Below are 19,829 nucleotides of genomic sequence, written 5' to 3' on the forward strand. Positions count from 1 at the left end.
GTAACTCGTATGATTGTCAACAATCTGAAAATGCTCGGGCGCGGCCGAATCGAAGGTGAGGCCTGGTGTTGGAACTGAACATTCCCGAATTCGAAGGGCCGATCGCGCAACGGGGAATAGGCATCATCGCCCCGTTCGACCTGGCGCTCGAACGCGAACTGTGGCGTTGGGCTCCCCTCGAGGTGAGCCTGCATCTGGCGCGCACGCCGTACGAACCCGTGCCCGTCAGCCTGGAGATGGCCGAACTCGTCTCCGAGCGAAGACACCTCATGGCGGCGACGCGTGACGTCCTGCACGTCGAGCCCGAGGTCGTGGCGTATCTGTGCACGTCGGGAAGTTTCATCAAGGGCCTCGAATACGAGCGGACGCTGTGCGACGCGATCTGCGAGGCCGGCGCCCTGCACGCGATCACCACGTCCGGGGCGCTGGTCGAGGCGATCGAACACCTCGAGCTGAGCAGGTTGTCGGTGATCACGCCGTACGACGCCCCGCTGACCGAACGGTTGCACGCGTTCCTGAACGAGGCCGGCACCGAGGTGGTGCGTTCCGATCACCTCGGGCTCGGCGGCGGCATCTGGAAGGTCAACTACCGCACGATCGCCGAGCGGATCATCGCGGCGGACGACCCACGGTCGGAGGCGATCTTCGTCAGCTGTACCAACCTGCCGACCTACGACGTCATCGCCCCGCTCGAGCAGGAACTCGGCAAACCGGTCCTCACCGCCAACCAGCTCACGATCTGGGCCTGTCTGGGCCGGATGAAACTCCCCATGACGGGGCCCGGCAAGTGGCTCCGCAACGTCTTCTGACACACCTCACGACCCAACTCCTTCACGACACGGAACGAGGAGAACGCATGACGAGCACGCCGACCCCCACGGTGGGATTCATCTACCCCGACCACGCCGCCGAAGACGACTACCCCTTCGCCGCGGAAATGCTCGGCGTGGATCTGCCGGTCGTGCACATCTACGGCACCGACCTGCACGCCGTGCCCGAACTGCTCGACCTCGGCAGCCCCGAGAAGCTCGCAGGCGGTGCCGCGCTGCTCGCCGACGAGAAGCCGGACGCCGTCGTGTGGGCGTGCACGTCGGGCAGCTTCGTCTACGGCCCCGACGGCGCGAAGCAGCAGGCCGAGACGCTCGCCGCGGCCACCGGTGTGCCCACGTCCAGCACCAGTTTCGCGTTCGTCAACGCCCTCCACGCACTGGGGATCACCCGGGTCGCGGTGGCCGCGAGCTACCCGGAGGACGTCGCGAAGCTGTTCGTCGAATTCCTCGCCGCCGCCGGCATCGAGGTGCTGTCGATGTCGAGCGCGGGCATCGACACCGCCGCCGAGGTCGGTCAGCTCAGCCCCGAATCCGTGGTGGAACTCGCGGTGGAGAACGACCACCCGGACGCCGAAGCCCTGCTCATCCCCGACACGGCCATGAGGACGCTGGGCGCGCTGAGTACTCTCGAGCAGCGCCTCGGCAAGCCGGTCCTCACGGCAAACCAGGTGACCATCTGGGAAGGCCTGCGTCTTGCGGGCCACACGGCGGTGCACCCGTCGTTAGGAACCTTGTTCGAGAAAGGCCACAGTCATGGCTCTGACTGACCTGGAACCCGTCAGTCGTCAATCGACTGCCGAATTCATCGCGGACCGCCTGCGGGTCGCCATCATGAAGGGCGCCCTCGAACCGGGTGCACAGCTGGGCGAGGCGGAACTGGCCGCGCATTTCCAGGTCTCGCGCGGACCGCTGCGCGAAGCCATGCAGAGGCTCGTGTCCGAGGGCATACTGCACAGCATCCGTCACCGCGGGATCTTCGTGACGGAGCTGACCCTCGACGACGTCGTCGACGTGTACCGCAGCCGGTCGGTCATCGAGCGCGGGGCCCTCGAGATGATTCTCGCCGACGGTCGCCGGGAAGCCACCTACCTGGCGCTCGAACCCACCGTTCTCGTGATGCAGGCCGCGGCCGAGCGCGGCGACGCCGCCGCCGTCTCGGACGCCGATCAGCAGTTCCACCAGATCCTGGTGGAGAGCGCGCAGAGCCCGCGGCTCATCCGCGCGGCGCGGACGCTGCTGATCGAGACCCGGATGTGCCTGGGTGCGTTGCAGACCACGTACGACGACATCCGCGAGCAGGCGCAGGAACACGCGACCCTGCGCGAGGCGATCCGGTCGGGGACGGCCGGCGAGGTGCAGAAACTGCTCGCCGAACACCTGGACGACGCCGTCCAGCGGCTCCGCGCCGATCAGAAGACGCTGTCGTCGTAGCGGCAGTGCAGTAGAGGTAACTGCCGAGGAGGGGCAATGACCCAGGTAGCTGAGGTTCAGGGATACACCAACCGTCACGATCGCTACCCCACTCGGATCGCCTCCGAGCCGTCGATGCTCCAACGGAACGAACCCGCCGTCTGGGGTAAGCCCGCCGACGGCCCCTTCGACGCGGCCGCCCTCGCCGGACACGAGGCACGCGGCTTCACCATCGTCGACAACGTCCTCGACGCCGGCGAAGTGACGTCGTGCCGGGAGGAACTCGACCGGCTGTCCCGGGACCCGTCGATGCTCGACGGCGGTCGCGTCATCACCGAACGCGGTTCCGACGAGGTCCGGTCCGTCTTCGACGTCCACCGGCGCAGCGACGTGGTCGCCGCGCTGATCCGCGACGGCCGGATTCTCGACCGCGCGCGGCAACTCCTCGGCTCCGACGTCTACATCCACCAGAGCCGGATCAACTCGATGCCCGGTTTCAAGGGCACCGGCTTCTACTGGCACTCGGACTTCGAGACCTGGCACGCCGAGGACGGACTGCCCGTGCCGCGGGCCGTCAGCTGCTCGATCACGCTCACCGAGAACTACCCGTTCAACGGGTCGCTGATGGTGATGCCCGGTTCGCACACGCGGTTCGTCCAGTGCGTCGGTGCCACCCCCGACGACAACTACACGTCGTCCCTCGTCGAGCAGGAGGTCGGGGTTCCGCGCCGGGAAGACGTGACCCGGATGGCCGCGGAGTTCGGGATCGACCAGTTCACCGGTGCGGCCGGCACCGCGCTGTGGTTCGACTCCAACGTCATGCACGGGTCGGGCAACAACATCACGCCCTACCCGCGGTCGAATCTGTTCCTCGTGTTCAACAGTGTCGAGAACACGCTCGTCGAGCCGTTCGCCGCACCGCGGCCGCGGCCGGACTACATCGCGTCGCGCGACTTCACGCCGCTGTCCTGAGGTGAGTGGCAAAGTGTGCTCCCGCACGCTTTGCCACTCACCTATGCGGGGAGCTCGTGCAGGGTGCGGGCGAGGTGGGCGAGTTCGGGAACCTCGGCCGCCCGGTCCAGCGCCGACTCCAGGGTGGCGTCGTGGGTGGGACGCGCCTCGTCCAGTGCCGCCCGGCCCGCGGGTGTGAGTTCGGTGTAGATGCCGCGACGGTCGTCGTCGCACAGAATCCGGGTGAGCAGGCCGCGGTTCTCCAATCGGTTCACCAGCCTGGTGGTGGCGCTGCTGCTCAGCGCCGCCGCGCGGGCGAGCTGCGCCATCCGCATGTGCCAGCCGTCCTGGCGGCTCAGTGCGTCGAGCACCGTGTACTCGACCACCGAGAGGTCGTGACCCCGCTGCAGGGCGCGTTCCAGTTCCGCCTCGAGCAGACCGTGCAGGGCCGCGAGCGTGCGCCATCCCTGCGACCGGATCTCGACGGCGTCGTCAGCGACTGCCATGGCCACCTCCTGTGGATACGAGTGCCAGGTCAGAATACCAGCTTGCGCACGTAGCAGGCGTGTGCAACTATTTATGACGCGCCTGCAACTACTGCAGACGCGGTATTCGAGCTAGCGCTCTTATCTCTCGAGTCTGTACGAAAGGAGTGGCTGCGATGCCACTGGGTCTGCTCGCCCTCGCAATGGGCGGCTTCGGGATCGGTCTCACCGAATTCGTCATCATGGGACTGCTGCCGGAGGTGTCGGCCGACTTTCAGGTGAGCGAGTCCGTGGCCGGCTACCTCATCTCCGGCTACGCCCTCTCCGTCGCCGTCGGTGCCATCGTCATCACCGCGGCGGTCACCCGATTCGACCGCAAAACAGTCCTCCAGGCGCTGATGGTGCTGTTCATCGGCGGCAACCTGCTGTCGGCCGTCGCCCCGACCTACGAGGTCATGATGGGCGGACGCGTCCTCGCGGCCCTGTGCCACGGCGCATTCTTCGGCATCGGGTCGGTCCTCGCCGCCGACCTCGTGCCCGCGAGCAAGCGGGCCGCCGCGATCGCGACGATGTTCGCCGGACTGACGATCGCCAACGTTCTCGGCGTCCCGTTCGGCACGTTCCTCGGCCAGCAGTTCGGCTGGCGCTCCACGTTCTGGGCCATCACCGTCATCGGCGTCGTGGCCTTGATCGGCATCACCGCGCTGGTGCCGTCCGTGTCCCGTCCGACGGACGCACCGGAACCTGCCGGTCTGCGCAAAGAACTGCGGGCCTTCCGGAATCCGCAGGTGTGGTTCTCGATCGCCGTCACCATTCTCGGATTCGGCGGCATGTTCGGTGCGTTCACCTACATCGCGTTCACCCTCACCGAGGTCGGCGGATTCGCGTCGACCAGCGTCCCGTGGCTTCTCGTGCTCTTCGGCGGCGGCCTGTTCGTCGGCAACGTCCTCGGCGGACGCGCCGCCGACAAGGCCCTCACCCGCACGCTGACCACGGTCCTCGCCGTGCTCACCGTCGTCCTCGTCGTGTTCGCCCTCACCGCAGGCAGCAAGCCGATGACGATCGTCGCCCTGTTCTTCATGGGCGCCTTCGGATTCGCGACCGTCCCCGGACTGCAGATGCGCATCATGAACTACGCGGCGCAGGCGCCGACCATGGCGTCCGGCGCCAACATCGCCGCCTTCAACGTGGGCAACGCACTCGGGGCCTGGCTCGGTGGTATCACCATCGCCGCGGGACTCGGCTTCACGTCCCCGATCTGGATGGGTGCCGCACTGACCGTGGCCGCGCTCGCGGTCCTCATCGTCGCCACCGCACTCGACCGCCGGTCGAAAGATCAGCCGGTGGAGAACGATTCGGTGGTCGTGCCGGTGTAGCGATGTGTCCGCTCGCGGAAGACGAGGACGGTACACACACGAACACCCCGGACCGGATGCTCGGTGCGGGGTGTTCGTGTCGGTGGGGAACTACCGGTGGGTGAACTCCGGCGACCGCTTTTCCACGAACGCGGCCATGCCTTCCTTCTGGTCCTCGGTGGCGAATGTCGAGTGGAAGACGCGTCGCTCGAAGCGAATCCCTTCGCTGAGGGTGGTCTCGAAGGACCGGTTGACCGCTTCCTTCGCCATCATCGCGACGGGCAGCGACATCTCGGCGACGGTGGTGGCCGTGAGCAATGCCTCGTCGAACAGGTCGGCGGCCGGGACGATTCGGGCGACGAGTCCGGCGCGTTCGGCCTCCACGGCGTCCATTGTCCGGCCCGTCAGGCACAGTTCCATCGCCTTGGCCTTGCCGACGGCACGCGTGAGGCGCTGTGAGCCACCGATGCCGGGGATGACGCCAAGCTTGATCTCGGGCTGACCGAACTTGGCGGTGTCGGCGGCGAGCAGGATGTCGCACATCATCGCCAGTTCGCACCCGCCGCCGAGGGCGTATCCCGCCACGGCGGCAACGATGGGTTTACGGGCGGCGGCGATGCGGTCGCCGATGGAGAAGAAGTCGTCGAGGTACACGTCCATGTACGACTTGGTCTGCATCTCCTTGATGTCGGCGCCGGCGGCGAACGCCCGGTCGGAGCCGGTGATGAGGATCGCGCCGATGTCGCTGTCGCTGTCGAGTTCCTCGATTGCCGTCACGAGTTCGCGCAGCAGTTGGGAGTTCAACGCGTTCAGCGCTTTCGGGCGGTTGAGGGTGATGATTCCGACCCGGCCCTTGCGGTCGAGGAGGATGGTGTCGTAGTCGGTCACTGCTGATCTCCGATTGTCGTAGGGGCCGTGAGGCCGAGTTCGAGGTCGCCGAGCGGGGTGAAGAACTGTGCGACGGCGGCGTCGGTCACGTCATCGAGGGTGGCGGGTGACCAGCGCGGGTTGCGGTCCTTGTCGACGACCTGCGCCCGGATCCCCTCGACCAGATCGGCCGAACCCAGGCACGCCACCGACACCCGGAACTCCTCGTTCAGGACTTCCTCCAGGCTGCCCGCGACCCGCGCCCGGCGCAGCGATGCGAGGGTGACCGTGCACGCGGTCGGCGACTTCGCCAGCACCTGCCCGGCCGCCTTCGCCGCTTCCGGCACCCCACCGGCCTGCAGCCGGGCCACGATCTCGGTCACGCTGTCCGCGGAATACGCGGCATCGATCCACCCCCGCTGGGCCAGCAGGTCCGAGTCGGGGGCCGGTTCGGTGAACTCCGCCACCGCCGCCTCCACCGACACGCTCGACAGCGCCTCGACGAACTGTCCGATCTTCTCCGACGGGATGAAGTGGTCGGCGAACCCGCACGCGATCGCATCCCCCGCACCCAGGCGGGCGGTGGTGAGCGCGATGTGGGTGCCGAGCTCCCCGGGGGCACGGGCGAGCAGGTAGGTGCCGCCGACGTCGGGGACGAACCCGATCCCGGTCTCGGGCATCCCGATCATCGACCGCTCGGTCACGATCCGCACACTCCCGTGCGCCGACACCCCGACCCCGCCGCCCATCACGATGCCGTCCATGACCGCCACATACGGCTTCGGGTAGTTCGCGATCGTCGCGTTGAGGATGTACTCGTCCCGCCAGAACTCCCGCGACCCGGTACCCCCGTCCTTGGCGTCGTGGTAGATCGAGACGATGTCCCCGCCCGCGCACAACCCGCGGTCCCCGGCGCCGGTGATCAGCACCGCCTTCACCGCGTCGTCCCCGGCCCACTCCGCCAGCGCCGCCGCGATCCGCGTCACCATGGTGTGGTTGAGGGCGTTGATCGCCTTGGGCCGGTTCAGCACGATCCGGCCGAGGCCGTCGCGCTGGTCGATGAGGACTTCGGGGTCGGTGTTTGGTTCGCTCATTTATGCCACTCCTCGGTTTCTGACGACGCTGCGGGCGATGACCACTCGCATGATCTCGTTGCTGCCCTCGAGGATCTGATGCACCCGCAGGTCGCGGACGATCTTCTCGATCCCGTACTCGGCAAGATAGCCGTACCCGCCGTGCAGCTGCAGCGCCCGGTTGGCGACCTCGAAGCCGGTGTCGGTGGCGAACCGCTTCGCCATCGCACACAACTCCACCACGTCCGGGGCACCGTCCTCCAGGGCGGCCGCCGCCCGCCACAACAGGGTCCGGGCCGCCTCCAGCTCGGTGCGCATGTCCGCCAGCTGGAACTGCAACGCCTGCGAGTCGAGCAACGACGACCCGAACGCCTTGCGGTCCGCCAGATACGCGACGGCCTTGTCCAACGCGGTCTGCGCGCCGCCGACCGAGCAGGCGGCGATGTTGAGCCGGCCCCCGTTCAGGCCGGCCATCGCGATCCGGAACCCGCCACCCTCCGCACCGAGGAGGTTGCCCGCCGGCACCCGCACGTCCTCGAAGATCACCTGCCGGGTCGGTTGGGCGTTCCAGCCCATCTTCACCTCGTTCGGCCCGAACGACAGCCCGACCGCATCCTTCGGGACGATGAACGCCGAAATGCCGCGCGGCCCGCCCTCGCCGGTGCGGGCCATCACCACATACACCTCCGACGTCCCGGCCCCGGAGATGAACTGCTTGACCCCATTCAGGACGTAGTCGTCGCCGTCGCGGACCGCCCGGGTGCTCAACGCCGCCGCATCCGAGCCGGCACCGGGTTCGGTCAGGCAGTAGCTGCCCAGCTGATCCATCGCACACAGCCCCGGCACCCAGGCGTGGCGCTGCTCCTCGGTGCCGAACCGGTCGATCATCCAGGTGACCATGTTGTGGATGGAAATGTAGGCGGCGATCGACGGGCACCCCTTCGCCAACTGCTCGAAGATGCGGGCCGCATCGACCCGGCTCAGCTCGGAGCCGCCCACGTCCTCGCGGACGTAGATCCCGCCCATCCCCAACGACGCCGCCTTCCGCAGCACATCGACCGGGAAATGCTTGGCCTGATCCCACTCCACCGCATGCGGCGCCAGATGCTCGGCCGCGAAATCACGGGCCGTGTCACTGATCGCCCGCTCGTCATCGGTCAAGGTGAACATACAAATCGACCCTTTCAGGTTCGGGTAGTTGGAAGTACTATAGTTGGATATCCATGTAAATTGCCAGTGGGATGTGACCCGAAAGTGGTCGTTCATTGGATGCCCGAGTACGAACCACGAGGAGGCTACCGGTGGCCACTACGCAACCACCCCACCCGGCGCCGGCCACGGCGCTGATCGCCGCCGTCCTGCAGACGCAGAAGCTGATCACCCATCACCTCAACTCCACGTTGCGCCCACTCGGCCTGTCCTTCGCCCGGTACGAGGTCCTGGCGATGATGGTCGCCGCGAACGGCCCGCTGCCCATGGTGCGCATCGTCCGTGCCCTGGACCGGCACCCGACCACCATCGGAACGCTCGTCGACGGCCTCGAAGAGGCAGGGCTGTGCGTGCGGACGATCAATCGCTCCGATCGTCGCTCGACCCTCGTCACGGTCACCGACAAGGGCCTCGCGGTGGGGGCCTCGGCGAGCCGGGCCCTCGACGGCGTCGCTCTCGCGGACCCGCAGGACATGCACCGTCTGCACGAGGGCCTGCAACAGTTACTCACCGCAACCCGGCGGGCATCGACCGCGGCCGCCGAAATGTCGGAGGGTCGGCCGTGATCGACGTACGCAACATTCGCTCGGATGATCTGCGGTACCTGCTCGCCGTGGCGCGCACCGGTCGTCGCCAATCCGCGGCGATGGACCTGGGCGTCGATCACACCACCGTCTCGAGGCGAGTGCGCGCGCTCGAGAAGGTCCTCGGCGTCCGACTGCTGCAGCGCAGTGCCGACGGGTGGGAGTTGACCGATGTCGGCCGATCGATCGCGGAGAAGGCGCAACAGATCGAGGAGGCCGTTCAGGAAGCGGCCGACGTGGTCCTCGGTATCAGTGAGAATCCACTCCGGGGAACGGTCCGGATCACCGCCCCGGACGGATTCGGCTCGTTGTTCGTCGCTCCGGCGCTGGCCAAGCTGAGAATGAATCATCCGCATCTCGTCGTCGAATTGGTCACCGATACACGGCAACTCAATCTCTATCAATCGGGGTTCGACCTGGCCGTCGCGGTGGGGACACCGATCACCAGCCGGCTGGTCTCCGAACGGGTGTGCCAGTACTCGCTCGGGTTGTACGGCAGCGAACAGTATTTCCGCGATCACGGTGAACCCGGCAGCATCGAGGAGTTGGCGGCGCACCCGCTGGTCTTCTTCGTCGACTCCCTGCTGCAGGTCGGGGATCTCGACTTGAGCCGGCATCTGCCCGGCGTCGCGGCGAAATTCATGTCCACCAACATCTTCGCGCACGTCGCGGCCACCCGGTCGGGCGGCGGCATCGGGCTGCTGCCGGCGTTCATGGCCGACCAGCACGCCGATCTGCGCAGGATCCTGCCCGACACCGTCGACGTCCGCCTCGCCTTCTCCCTGGCCGCTCGCCGCGAAAGCCTGACCAATCCTGCGGTACAGGCTGTGCGGCAAGCGATCCAGGAAGAGGCGCTCAGCCGTCGAGACGAACTGGTCCCCACCAGGTAGTTCCGCCGGTCGGCGTCACGCCTGCGCGGGCACCCTGGTGTCGAGCGGATCGGCGGCGTCCACCGCGTCGAGCCAGTCGAGGATCTGTTCGGTGTGCTGCCCGAGCACCGGTGGTGCTGCATGCTCGGCGCGCACCAGCGAGTCGCCGCGTGCCGATTCCATCCGCAAGGACGGACCGGGCAACTGCACGGGTCCCACCACCGGGTGCTCGACCTCGAGCAGCAGTCCCTGGCTGCGGGTCTGCTCCCACTCGTACACCTCGTCGATCGTCCGGATCGATCCCGCGGGAACACCCGCGGCCTCGAGCGCGGCGAGCACGTCGACCCGGGTACGACCGGCGAAGTCGGCCTCGATGGCGGCGATCAGTGCATCCCGGGCCGCGACCCGGTCACGGTTGACCGCGAACCGCGGATCGTCGGCCGACAGACCGGCGACCGGGGCGAATTTCGCCCAGATCGCCTCGCTGCCGACCGCGACCTGCACGTAGCCGTCCGCGCAGCGGAAACTGCCGTACGGGGCGATCTGCGGATGGTGATTGCCGGACCGCTGCGCGACCTGACCGCCGACGGTCCACTTCGTGCCCTGGAAGGTGTGCGCGCTGACGGCCGCGGCCAACAGCGACGTCCGGACCACCATGCCCTTGCCGGTCTTCTCCCGGGCCGCCAGCGCCGCCGACACTCCGGCAGTCCCGTGGACACCCGCGAGCACGTCCGCCATCGGCACACCGATCCGCGTCGGTTCCCCGTTGGGGTCACCGGTCACCGACATGAGTCCGGCCTCGCCCTGGGCGATCTGGTCGTAGCCCGCGCGGGATCCTTCCGGCCCGTCGTGCCCGAACCCGGTGATCGACAACGTGATCAGCCGTGAGTTGAGTTCTTCGAGCACCTCCGTCGAAAATCCGAGGCGGTCGAAGGCGCCGGGCCGGAGGTTCTCGATCAGCACGTCCGCCTGCCGGATGAGGCGACGCAGCGCGTCCTTGCCGTGCTCGGATTTCAGGTCCAGCACGATCGATTCCTTGTTCCGGTTCGCCGACATGAAGTACGACGACTGCGGGTCGTCCTGCGGCCCGACGAACGGCGGCCCCCAGGTGCGGGAGTCGTCGCCGGTGCCCGGGGCTTCGACCTTGATCACGCGGGCGCCGAGGTCGCCGAGCATCATCGCGGCGATCGGCCCGGCCAGTGCCCGGGAGACGTCGAGGACGAGGATGTCGTTCAGAGGTCCGACAGTCATGATGCGTTCCCTCCTCAGAGTGTGCGCAGGCGCACGTTGACCTGCTTGGTCTGGGTGAACCCGGCGATCATGCCCTCGAGGGACACCTCACGGCCGAGGCCGCTCTGCTTGTATCCGCCGTACGACTGGCCGATCATCTGGCCGCCACCCTGGTTGACCTGCACCCACCCGGTTTCGAGGGCGTGGGCGGTATTGAGCGCGAGGTCGAGGTTGTGCGTCCACACGTACGCGGCCAGACCGTAGTGCGAGTCGTTGGCCATCGCGACGACGTCGGCGTGGTCGTTCCACGGGATCGCGACCAGGGCGGGTCCGAAGATCTCTTCCCGCGACAGTCGCCAGGTGTTGTCGGCGCCGGAGAAGACGGTCGGGCCCATGTAGTAGCCGTCGGTGTTGCCGATTCTGTCGGGGGAGCCGTCGAGGACGGTGGAGACCTTCGTCGAGCTCAGGCCGTCCTCGAGGAATCCATTCACCGACGCGAACTGCTTGTCGTTGATGATGGCGCCCATGTCCGTCGACTCGTCCAGCGGGTTACCGACTTTCAGGCCGGCGAGGGTGGTGACGAGTCGGTCGAGGACCTGGTCGTAGATGTCCTGGTGCAGGAACAGCCGGGATCCGGCGGTGCAGCTCTGGCCCTGCCGGTGCACCCGGGTCGAGAGCAGCAGCTGGTTGATGAAGTCGTCGTCGACGTCGACGTCGGGGAACACGATGGAGGGGTTCTTGCCGCCGAGTTCGAGGGAGACGTGCGCCAGGCGGCCACCGGCTTCGCGGGCCACGTGGCGACCGACCTCGGTGGAACCGGTGAACGACACCTTGTGGACATCCGGGTGCTGCACGAGCGCCTCACCGGCCACCGACCCGGATCCGGTGATGACGTTGAGGACACCGGCGGGCAGGTATTCGGCGCAGATCTCGGCGAGCAGCAGGACGCTGAGCGGTGCGGCCTCGGCGGCCTTGACGACGACGGTGTTGCCGGCGACGAGGGCCGCGGGGATCTTGAAGCCGGCGATCATCAGCGGGGAGTTCCAGGGCAGGATGGCGCCGATGACACCGAGCGGTTCCTGCCGGGAGTACTGCAGCTGGTCGTCGCCTGCGGGCAGCACGGTGCCCTTGATCTCACCGGCGACGCCGGCGAAGTAGCGGAACAGGTTCGCCAGGGTGACGACCTCGGGGCGGGCCTGGGTGCGCAGCGCGTTGCCGGTGTCGAGGGCGGTGAGCCGTGCGAGTTCCTCGGAGCGGGCGTCGATGGCGTCGGCGATCTTCGCCAGGATCCGGGCCCTGGCGGTGAAGTGCTGGGAACGCCACTGCGGGAACGCCTTGTTCGCCGCACGGACCGCCCGATCGACATCCTCGGTGCTCGACGACGGGACCCGGCCGATCACGTGCTCACGCAGGACCGGGGTCGTCACGTCCGTCCATTCGCCGGAGCGGGCTTCCACCCAACTGCCGTCGACGAACATGGGGTAGTCGCGGGCTTCGGGAATCTCGAGATCGGCGAGTGTGGACTGTGTGGAGGTCATGTCGGAATCTCCTTGAAGTACGGATAGGTCTGCCGGGGTGCAGGGAAGGTGCTAGGCGGATGGAGCGACGTTGCCGCGCTCGGACAGCGCGTCGACCGCGTGGGCATAGACGTCGTCGACGTCGCCGTCCGCATCGACCGTCAGCAGCAGTGCCGAGTAGTAGTCGAGCAGCGGGCGGGTCTCGTCGTGATAGACCCGCAGGCGTCGACGGATGACGTCCTCGGTGTCGTCGGCGCGTCCGCGGGCCAGCATCCGCCCGACGACGGCGTCGTCCGCGATCGAGAAATCGAGAACAGCGTTGATCTGGATCAGCTGCTCGGCCAGGAAGTCGTCGAGGGCGATCGCCTGAGCCACGGTGCGGGGGAAGCCGTCCAGAATGAACCCGGCGGTCGTGTCGTCGTCGGCGAGTCGCTCCACCACCATCCCGATGGTGACCTCGTCCGGTACCAGTTCGCCCGCATCGAGGAACGTTTTCGCTCGACGGCCCAGTTCCGTGCCCTGCGCGATGTGGCTGCGGAACAGGTCGCCGGTCGAGATGTGGGGGAGCTGCAGTGTCGACGAAAGCGACTGCGCCTGAGTTCCTTTACCCGCTCCGGGCGGTCCGGTCAGAATGATGCGCACGGGTCATGCCTTCGCGTCGAGGGCGCCGGAACGGATCGCCGTCACGATCGCGGAGAAGTCGCGGCCCGGGCCGTCCTGGGCGACGAACTGTTCGTACAGTTCGGTCGCGCGCCGTCCGAGCGAGGTGTCCACCCCGTTGTCGGTGGCGGCGGCCTGCGCGAGGCGCAGGTCCTTGAGCATCAACGCGCTCCCGAATCCGCCGGCGTAGTCGCGGTTGGCGGGGCTGGTCGGCACGGGTCCGGGGACCGGGCAGTTGGTCGTCAGTGCCCAGCACTGACCGGACGCGGTCGACGAGACATCGAACAGTGCCTGGTCGGTCAGGCCCAGCTTGGCGCCCAGCGCGAAAGCTTCGCTGACGGCGATCATGGAGATTCCCAGGATCATGTTGTTGCAGATCTTCGCGGCCTGTCCGGCGCCGGCGTCGCCGCATCGGACGATGCGGGACCCCATGGCGTCGAGGAACGTGGCAGCCTGGTCCACCGCGTCGGCCGGACCACCGACCATGAATGTGAGGGTTCCGCCGTCCGCACCGACGGTGCCGCCGGAGACGGGGGCGTCCACTGCACGGTGCCCGGCGGTGACGGCGAGTTCGGCGGCCGCCCGCGCATCGGCGACGTCGATCGTCGAGCAGTCGAGGAACAGGGTTCCCGGCCGCGCAGCGGGAACGAGGTCGGCGTAGACGTCGAGCACGTGCTTGCCGCTGGGCAGCATCGTGATGATCACGTCGGCATCCTCGGCGGCGGCGACAACGCTGTCGGCGGAGGCGATTCCGTGTGCTTTCGCCTTCTCCGCCGCTGCCGGGGAGGGATCGAATCCGACGACCGTGTGGCCGCCCCGCGTCAGATTCGTGGCCATACCCAGGCCCATGTTTCCGAGCCCGAGGAAAGCGATCTTGCTCATCTGTACTCCTTGTGGTTGCCGACGTTCCACGCACGGGGCATCGATCCGAACAACAGGTCGTGGAGCCCCGGGGAAGCGGGCCGCTGCGCGTCGCTCTCCGCCGGGAACGGTTTCGAGTGTGCCCGCGCGGGGACGATCGTGGAATCACCGAACCTGCAAGGGGGATGTGCAAAATTGCATCGCCGCGGTGGCGGCGTGATCAAGATCGTTCGGGGTATCCCGATTGACGGCCCCGGGCTGATGATCGTCATCAGACGGGGCTACCGGGACAGCGCTGGTCAGTGAGTTCCGGTCGACGGCCGGCTTTCGGGACGCGCCGGTCAGCGTTCGGCTATCGGACAATTAGACGGTGATCGGGCAGGCCATTGGGGCGATGTTCCATCTGCCATCTTCCGTTGAGAAGCACGCCGGGAGTCGGCAGTGCCCCCGGTTACTAGCGTGGTTGCTGGGCTGATTTCATGCCCAGGGGATGCGCCTGTCCCACCAGGGGAGGGATGCGGGAGCCTCGACTTCAACAGTTGCGTCGCGATATCTCTTGTCGAGTCGGGTAACTGCGACTCGAAGACGGTGAGCGCGTCGGCCGTCGCGTCGCATAAGGCGTTCGAGACCGTCCCGCGGTCCGTCGCCGAGAAGCCGACTGTCACACGCGGGGCATCCGGTGAGTTCGCCTGTGATGGTCACTCTGTTGTCGCGTGCCGGTCGCGGTCTCGGTCCGTAGCGCACCCTACGTTCAACCCATTCCACACGCTGACGCCATTGTGCGAGGTAAAGGATTGCTGCGCCGTCTTGCCGCGCTCGACGCGGTCTGTGCGGGTTCACCGGCGGAAAAGGGGCGTGGCCCTTTCGTCATGAAGTGTCATGTTGTGCGTCATGACGGAGACGCGACCGGTGAGGGGACTTTGGGTGCTTTGAGTACTCTACGTGGTTGTTTGCGTGTTGCGACGAGGGCAGGCCTACTTTTCGTCGGTTCCCGATCCTGAAGTGGAACGAGCGGCTCGACAACAATTGCGTTCGGATGATCTCTCTGAAAACCTCGGAGAATGGGTGTTGACGGATCAGCCCCGCATGAAGAGTCAGCGATCGAGATCCTCTCTGAAACGCTCAAGGGAAACCTCGAATGGACGGTGACCTGCGGGTGGCGAGCGGCTAATCCCTCAGCCCCCGAAGGCAACCTCGGTGCTCGAGGCGACCGTTGATCGCCTCGACCGGACCGTTGGAGACACCGACGTCGAAGTAGGCAAGGATCTCGTGACGCCGGCGCCACAGGCTCCGCCCGAGCTGTGCCAACTCCTCCAACCTTGCGGGTAGTCCGGATCGGATTCGTTTGAGCAACTTGAACATCAACAGCTTGCCGGCTCGTTTATCCGGGTCGGGGAAGGCGGTGATCAGGTCCTGGTAACACCACGCGGTGACCACTACCGCGGCGTGCGCATCGTTCGCGTCCAGGGCAGCCTTGAGTTTCGTCTTCTGTTTGTCGGTGAGCAGGTCGGTGCGGGTGAGCAGGATCCGGCGGATCCCGTAGAGCGGATCACCGACCCGCCCGCGGTGACCGCACGTCGCCTGCTGGATGCGTTGCCGGCAGGCGGTGAGCTTCTCCGCCGCGAGGTGCACCACGTGGAACGGATCCATCACCGCCCTCGCGCCAGGTAGCGCCTCCTCGGTCGCAGTTCCGCACCGTGGCCGCAGGCCTGGGTCGCCGGACGCCCCCGAGCCCGCGGGCTCGACGAGCGAAATGCCCGTCAGGCAATCGTGAACGGCGCTCAGCCGCCCTGATGTCTGGTGTGGCGTGACTTCTCGTTTTCGAGTTCAAGGGCTGGCCCGCCCATGTACCCGGTTGCCATCATTACCCGCAGGGTCTGCATCCTGGTGTCGTCGGTGTTCCGGGCGCCTTTGACCCAGGCGAGAGAGAGGGCGGCGAGGAACAGGGTGTCGGCGTGGACCGTATCCCGGGCGGTACCGTCACGTTGTGCTGTGGCGAGTATGCGGTCGGTGTCCTCGATCAGTTTGTCGCAGGATGCTGCGAGCGGGGAGTCCGGCTCCTTGAGCGCCTTGACGACGGGGTCGGGCAACCCGTTGAACAGGCTGAGGTAGTCCTCGAGGGCGCGCAGCCACTGCCTCAGCGCCTCGTCCGGGTCCGCGATCCGCTCGATCTCCACACGGCGGGTGCGCAACTCCTCCTCGCGTGCGGCCAGTGCGGCGGCGAGCAGCGCCTCGCGGCTGGGGAAGTGTCGATAGAGGGTCGCGGGCCCGACGCCGGCCTCCCCGGCGATGGCTTCCAGTGAGGCTCCGATTCCCTGGTCGGTGAAGTGCCGCAGCGCCACGTTGAGGATTTCGGCACGGTTGCGCAGCACGTCCTTGCGTGGTTTGCGCGCCGAAGGGCCCTGGTCGGCCATGGCCTTCCTCCTGTCCCGCGATGGTCCTTGCGTACCGGAGGCTACCTCCGTATCGTCTGCCGCGAAAGCGGAGACTGACTCCGTTTTGTGAATAGGTCGAGCTCAGCGCACACGAGGACACCATATGCCCACATCACAGATGCATCTGACCATGCAGATTCCCGGCGGTACGGGGATCGAGCGGGGCTCCTGGCGCTGGCCGGGCGTCCAGGCCGATGGTTACATCAACGTCGATCCCGTCGTTCGAGCGGTCCAGGCCGCCGAGTGGGGCAAGTTCGACGCGGTCTTCTTCGCCGACACCCCCGCGATCGTGGACGATCCGGCGACCGGTTGGCCGTCGTGGGCACCACTGGAACCGGTTGTGCTGCTAACCGCGCTCGCCCGGGCGACCGAGCGGATCGGTCTGGTCGCCACGTCGTCCACGACGTTCAACCACGCCTACACGGTCGCCCGCCAGTTCCGCGCCCTGGATCTGATCAGCGGCGGCCGGGTCGGCTGGAATGCTGTGACCACCGGACGCCCCGAGGCCGCCCTCAACTACGGCGCCGAGGTGCCCGACCGCGCCGAACGCTATGCGCAGGCCCACGAGTTCATCACGTCGGTGATGGCGCTGTGGGGGAGTTGGCCCGAAGGTGCACTGCTCGACAAGGAGAACGGGCGCTTCGCCGACGCCGAGCGGATCGGCCCGGTGAATGTACGTGGCGAGCGGATGTTCTCCCGTGGTCCGCTGGACCTGCCGCCCTCTCCGCAGGGCCAACCGGTGGTGTTTCAGGCCGGCGGCGGCGCCAACGGGCTGGAACTGGCCGGGCTGTATGCCAACGGGGTCTACAACGGCCCCTTCGACATTGCCTCCGGTGCGGCCCACTGGCGGGCGGTCCGGCAGGCCGCGCAGGCCTACGGCCGGAACCCCGATCACATGACGATCTTCAACGGGATCATCACGTCGGTCGCTTCCACCGAGCGTGAGGCTCTCCAGCGGCGTCGGGAGCTGGACGAACTCGGTGATCTGGAGTCCAGGGTCGCCTACCTCGGCACGCAGATCGGGGTGTCGCTGGACATGGAGGACCTCGACAAACCGGTACCCGAGGATCGGCTGCGCGGGGCTCGTGCGCACCCCGGCGACCCACGCGCGCCGCTCGCACTCCGCCTGGCGAAGGAAGGCTGGACGGTCCGCGACGTCATCGCCCACGGGCCGATCAACTACCACCCGGTCGCCGTCGGCTCCCCCGAACAGGTAGCCGACATGCTGCAGCAATGGTTCGAAGCCGGCATGGGAAACGGTTTCAACATCACTCCCGACGCCATTGACGGCGTCGAGGACTTCGTCGACCACGTGGTGCCGATCCTGCAGCGGCGCGGCCTGTTTCGCACCGAGTACGGGGGTACCACCCTGCGTGAGCACCTCGGCATCCCGTACCAGAACGGCCTGCCCGAAAGTCACCCGGCCCTTTCCGGCACCAAGACATCGCAGCGGGTATGAACCCGCTGACCCGCGACCCAAGGCAACGAGGCGCTGTGGGATCGTGCCGTTGAGATCCTGAGGGTGGGCGTCCCAACCTGGCCGAAGAATCGAACCCCGGCTGAGTGGCGTCTAATCAGATAACAAACCAAATATCCCGTTTCGAAATATAATATATTCCGGAACCTAGGCTGGCGCCGGTCGCGCCGAGTGTCCTACCAGCGATGGCCGCCTCGGCCATCCCATGTCTTGAACTGTGAAGTTTCATAGTTTGGACTGCGGCGTCGGATCGTCCGATCGCCGTTCTGCTGCTCGGCACACCCGGCCGGCAATGCCACGCCCCCTCTGCAGGGAAGCCTGCATCGGCGTGTTACCCGGCGCGTTTCCGATCCGCCGCGCTGACGAATCCCGCCGCCGCGGGGGAACTCATGCCGCAACTCGGACGTAGTCGATGCCGATTTGCCGCTTGATTCCTCCGAAGCATCATGCATAATGTGCGGTGTGAGGTAGGTCGCAATCTTGAATCCGCAACCTGCGCAGCACATCATCGTCGCCCGCAGATACAGCCTTGCTCGCACACTGCCATTTCCTGGAGGATTCCGTGCCCAGACCTCAGAGCCGTCCCCGAAGCGGTTTGACTGTCCTGATCCTGTGCTTTCTCACGATCGTTGCCGACGGCTATGACATGGTCGTGTACGGGGTCGCACTCCCCAAGATCCTGCACGAACCGGGCTGGCATCTCACCCCCGGCACTGCGGGTCTCATCGGCAGCTGGACGCTGGGTGGCCTCATGGTCGGATTCGTGACCGCCGGCCCACTCGCCGACCGGATCGGCCGTCGCAAGCTCATGCTCATCGGAGTCGTGTGGATTTCGGCGGGCTCGCTGCTCTCCGCCCTCGCGATGAACGTCGAGGTGTTCGGGGTCGCGAGGTTCCTCACGGGCATCGGTATCGGCGGTGTCGTTCCGTCGGCGGTCGCGTTGACCATGGAATACGCACCGCGGAATCGGCGGCTGCTGTACAACGGTGCGATGCTCACCGGATTCTCCGTCGGTGGTGTCCTTGCCTCGTTGGCGGCAATCTGGATTCTCCCCCATCACGACTGGCGAGTCCTGTTCGGTCTGGGCATGGTCTTCGTGGTGCTGATGCCGATCATGTACTTCCGTCTGCCCGAATCCGTGGACTACCTCGACGCGCGCGGTCGCGAAGCCGAGGCACGTGCACTGGCCGAGGCCTACGGGCGCGACTACGACACCATCGCCGCATCTGCCGCCCGCAGCCGAAGGGAGTCCGTGTCGGGTACACAGGGAGTTCGTCGGCTGTTCGAACGTCCGTGGGTGCTTCCGCTCGTCGTATTCGTCGTGATCAGCATCTGTGTGAATGTTGTCGTGTACGGACTCAACACCTGGGCACCGGCGCTGATGCGCGAGCAGGGCTACGCGCTCGGCTCGGCATTGACCTTCATGCTGGTGCTGCAGGCCGGGGGCGCAATCGGCTCCGTCGCCGGCTCGTACCTGGCTGATCGTGTCGGGTGTGCGCGGGTCGTGATGGTCCTGTTCGTCGTGGGTGCCGTCTCCCTGTTGGCTCTGAGCAACAAGCTCGACACCGGATGGCTCATGCTCGCGATCTTGGGTGCCGGGATCGGTGGTACCGGGACCAATGCGGTGCTCTACGGCTACGTCGCCAGCAACTTCCCGGTGGCCAACCGCGGGTCTGCAGTTGGTGTCGTGATGGGCCTCGGCCGTATCGGTGCACTGGTGGGGCCCGCGATGGCCGGCTGGATTCTCGACGCCGGTTTTGGTGCTCGGTGGAGCTTCTACTCCTTTGCCATTCCTGCGATCGTCGGTGCGGCGCTGGTCACCCTCGTTCCCCTCATCACTGCTACCCGCCGCACAGCGGACGAACCTGCGCTGGCCACGGCGTAGCGCGGTCCACCGAAATCGGCGTTTCCGGGGGAGGACGGTTGGGTTGGTGGGGGTGGTGTGTCGGGTTGGGGTACATCCCAACCCGACACACCGTGCCAGATGTTTCCGCGACGAACGCGCCGGACAATTTC

The 19,829-nt window shown here is 66.9% G+C and carries 18 protein-coding genes and 1 pseudogene; 9 read left to right on the top strand and 10 right to left on the bottom strand.

The window, feature by feature from the left end; all coding sequences use genetic code 11:
* Positions 1 to 65 precede the first annotated feature (65 nt).
* From ACFU5V_RS01065 to thpD, 4 genes are read left to right on the top strand one after another with little or no spacing between them, the layout of a single operon-like run.
* A complete protein-coding gene (locus ACFU5V_RS01065; protein WP_378696121.1) occupies positions 66 to 809 on the top strand; it encodes an Asp/Glu/hydantoin racemase in 744 nt (247 codons plus the stop codon).
* Between the two features lie 47 nt (positions 810 to 856).
* A complete protein-coding gene (locus ACFU5V_RS01070; RefSeq protein ID WP_378696123.1) occupies positions 857 to 1,597 on the top strand; it encodes a maleate cis-trans isomerase in 741 nt (246 codons plus the stop codon).
* Positions 1,584 to 2,261 (top strand): GntR family transcriptional regulator, encoded by a 678-nt coding sequence (locus ACFU5V_RS01075; protein ID WP_206007171.1) that lies wholly within the window; start codon positions 1,584 to 1,586, stop codon positions 2,259 to 2,261. Before ACFU5V_RS01070 ends, ACFU5V_RS01075 begins: the two co-directional genes overlap by 14 nt.
* Positions 2,262 to 2,297: 36 nt before the next feature.
* Positions 2,298 to 3,212, top strand: a complete 915-nt coding sequence (gene thpD / locus ACFU5V_RS01080; RefSeq protein WP_378696125.1) for an ectoine hydroxylase — start codon at positions 2,298 to 2,300, stop codon at positions 3,210 to 3,212.
* Between the two features lie 41 nt (positions 3,213 to 3,253).
* Here the strand turns inward: thpD and ACFU5V_RS01085 are convergent, their stop codons facing one another.
* Positions 3,254 to 3,697 (bottom strand): MarR family winged helix-turn-helix transcriptional regulator, encoded by a 444-nt coding sequence (locus tag ACFU5V_RS01085; RefSeq protein WP_378696127.1) that lies wholly within the window; start codon positions 3,695 to 3,697, stop codon positions 3,254 to 3,256.
* A 155-nt stretch (positions 3,698 to 3,852) separates the two neighbouring features.
* Here ACFU5V_RS01085 and ACFU5V_RS01090 point away from each other — a divergent pair, with 155 nt between their 5' ends.
* Positions 3,853 to 5,052 carry an MFS transporter gene (locus tag ACFU5V_RS01090; RefSeq protein ID WP_378696129.1) on the top strand — a complete coding sequence of 400 codons (1,200 nt, stop codon included), beginning with the start codon at positions 3,853 to 3,855 and terminating at the stop codon, positions 5,050 to 5,052.
* Positions 5,053 to 5,142: 90 nt separating this feature from the next.
* Here the strand turns inward: ACFU5V_RS01090 and ACFU5V_RS01095 are convergent, their stop codons facing one another.
* From ACFU5V_RS01095 to ACFU5V_RS01105, 3 genes are read right to left on the bottom strand one after another with little or no spacing between them, the layout of a single operon-like run.
* A complete protein-coding gene (locus tag ACFU5V_RS01095) occupies positions 5,143 to 5,919 on the bottom strand; it encodes an enoyl-CoA hydratase (protein WP_378696131.1) in 777 nt (258 codons plus the stop codon).
* A complete protein-coding gene (locus ACFU5V_RS01100; protein WP_378696133.1) occupies positions 5,916 to 6,992 on the bottom strand; it encodes an enoyl-CoA hydratase/isomerase family protein in 1,077 nt (358 codons plus the stop codon). Before ACFU5V_RS01100 ends, ACFU5V_RS01095 begins: the two co-directional genes overlap by 4 nt.
* The gene (locus tag ACFU5V_RS01105; protein WP_378696135.1) at positions 6,993 to 8,141 is read right to left on the bottom strand and encodes an isobutyryl-CoA dehydrogenase; all 1,149 of its coding nucleotides are present in this window, start codon (positions 8,139 to 8,141) and stop codon (positions 6,993 to 6,995) included.
* A 131-nt stretch (positions 8,142 to 8,272) separates the two neighbouring features.
* Here ACFU5V_RS01105 and ACFU5V_RS01110 point away from each other — a divergent pair, with 131 nt between their 5' ends.
* Together ACFU5V_RS01110 and ACFU5V_RS01115 are read left to right on the top strand one after the other, a co-directional pair.
* Positions 8,273 to 8,746 (top strand): MarR family winged helix-turn-helix transcriptional regulator, encoded by a 474-nt coding sequence (locus tag ACFU5V_RS01110; RefSeq protein ID WP_378696137.1) that lies wholly within the window; start codon positions 8,273 to 8,275, stop codon positions 8,744 to 8,746.
* Positions 8,743 to 9,654: a LysR family transcriptional regulator gene (locus ACFU5V_RS01115; protein ID WP_378696139.1), complete on the top strand. Its 912-nt coding sequence runs from the start codon at positions 8,743 to 8,745 to the stop codon at positions 9,652 to 9,654. Before ACFU5V_RS01110 ends, ACFU5V_RS01115 begins: the two co-directional genes overlap by 4 nt.
* 15 nt (positions 9,655 to 9,669) lie before the next feature.
* Here ACFU5V_RS01115 and ACFU5V_RS01120 read toward each other — a convergent pair whose 3' ends face one another.
* The 6 genes and pseudogenes from ACFU5V_RS01120 to ACFU5V_RS01145 all read right to left on the bottom strand — a co-directional run bounded on the left by ACFU5V_RS01120 (position 9,670) and on the right by ACFU5V_RS01145 (position 16,315).
* Entirely contained in the window at positions 9,670 to 10,884 is a 1,215-nt protein-coding gene (locus ACFU5V_RS01120; RefSeq protein ID WP_378696141.1) for a CaiB/BaiF CoA transferase family protein, read from the bottom strand.
* A 14-nt stretch (positions 10,885 to 10,898) separates the two neighbouring features.
* Positions 10,899 to 12,401 (bottom strand): aldehyde dehydrogenase family protein, encoded by a 1,503-nt coding sequence (locus ACFU5V_RS01125; RefSeq protein WP_378696143.1) that lies wholly within the window; start codon positions 12,399 to 12,401, stop codon positions 10,899 to 10,901.
* 51 nt (positions 12,402 to 12,452) lie between these two features.
* The gene (locus tag ACFU5V_RS01130; protein ID WP_378696145.1) at positions 12,453 to 13,022 is read right to left on the bottom strand and encodes an adenylate kinase; all 570 of its coding nucleotides are present in this window, start codon (positions 13,020 to 13,022) and stop codon (positions 12,453 to 12,455) included.
* Positions 13,023 to 13,025: 3 nt separating this feature from the next.
* A complete protein-coding gene (mmsB, locus tag ACFU5V_RS01135) occupies positions 13,026 to 13,952 on the bottom strand; it encodes a 3-hydroxyisobutyrate dehydrogenase (RefSeq protein ID WP_378696147.1) in 927 nt (308 codons plus the stop codon).
* Between the two features lie 1,119 nt (positions 13,953 to 15,071).
* Positions 15,072 to 15,590 (bottom strand): annotated as a pseudogene (locus ACFU5V_RS01140) (transposase); the annotation flags it as partial.
* 92 nt (positions 15,591 to 15,682) lie between these two features.
* Positions 15,683 to 16,315 carry a TetR/AcrR family transcriptional regulator gene (locus ACFU5V_RS01145; protein ID WP_378696149.1) on the bottom strand — a complete coding sequence of 211 codons (633 nt, stop codon included), beginning with the start codon at positions 16,313 to 16,315 and terminating at the stop codon, positions 15,683 to 15,685.
* Positions 16,316 to 16,439: 124 nt separating this feature from the next.
* Between ACFU5V_RS01145 and ACFU5V_RS01150 the strand changes: the two genes are divergently transcribed.
* Positions 16,440 to 17,795 carry an NtaA/DmoA family FMN-dependent monooxygenase gene (locus ACFU5V_RS01150; RefSeq protein ID WP_378696151.1) on the top strand — a complete coding sequence of 452 codons (1,356 nt, stop codon included), beginning with the start codon at positions 16,440 to 16,442 and terminating at the stop codon, positions 17,793 to 17,795.
* 613 nt (positions 17,796 to 18,408) lie between these two features.
* Positions 18,409 to 19,698 carry an MFS transporter gene (locus ACFU5V_RS01155; RefSeq protein WP_378696153.1) on the top strand — a complete coding sequence of 430 codons (1,290 nt, stop codon included), beginning with the start codon at positions 18,409 to 18,411 and terminating at the stop codon, positions 19,696 to 19,698.
* Positions 19,699 to 19,829 lie beyond the last annotated feature (131 nt).

Origin of the sequence: Rhodococcus sp. NPDC057529 (assembly GCF_042802055.1) — a bacterium.
Lineage (GTDB): Bacteria > Actinomycetota > Actinomycetes > Mycobacteriales > Mycobacteriaceae > Rhodococcus_F.

What these genes read in the sequence shown, in the direction of transcription:
- ACFU5V_RS01120 (WP_378696141.1), bottom strand. Translation starts at nt 10,884, where the DNA reads ATGACTGTCGGACCTCTGAACGACATCCTCGTCCTCGACGTCTCCCGG.
- thpD (WP_378696125.1), top strand. Translation starts at nt 2,298, where the DNA reads ATGACCCAGGTAGCTGAGGTTCAGGGATACACCAACCGTCACGATCGC.
- ACFU5V_RS01125 (WP_378696143.1), bottom strand. Translation starts at nt 12,401, where the DNA reads ATGACCTCCACACAGTCCACACTCGCCGATCTCGAGATTCCCGAAGCC.
- ACFU5V_RS01090 (WP_378696129.1), top strand. Translation starts at nt 3,853, where the DNA reads ATGCCACTGGGTCTGCTCGCCCTCGCAATGGGCGGCTTCGGGATCGGT.
- ACFU5V_RS01085 (WP_378696127.1), bottom strand. Translation starts at nt 3,697, where the DNA reads ATGGCAGTCGCTGACGACGCCGTCGAGATCCGGTCGCAGGGATGGCGC.
- ACFU5V_RS01150 (WP_378696151.1), top strand. Translation starts at nt 16,440, where the DNA reads ATGCCCACATCACAGATGCATCTGACCATGCAGATTCCCGGCGGTACG.
- ACFU5V_RS01100 (WP_378696133.1), bottom strand. Translation starts at nt 6,992, where the DNA reads ATGAGCGAACCAAACACCGACCCCGAAGTCCTCATCGACCAGCGCGAC.
- ACFU5V_RS01070 (WP_378696123.1), top strand. Translation starts at nt 857, where the DNA reads ATGACGAGCACGCCGACCCCCACGGTGGGATTCATCTACCCCGACCAC.
- ACFU5V_RS01075 (WP_206007171.1), top strand. Translation starts at nt 1,584, where the DNA reads ATGGCTCTGACTGACCTGGAACCCGTCAGTCGTCAATCGACTGCCGAA.
- ACFU5V_RS01105 (WP_378696135.1), bottom strand. Translation starts at nt 8,141, where the DNA reads ATGTTCACCTTGACCGATGACGAGCGGGCGATCAGTGACACGGCCCGT.
- ACFU5V_RS01145 (WP_378696149.1), bottom strand. Translation starts at nt 16,315, where the DNA reads ATGGCCGACCAGGGCCCTTCGGCGCGCAAACCACGCAAGGACGTGCTG.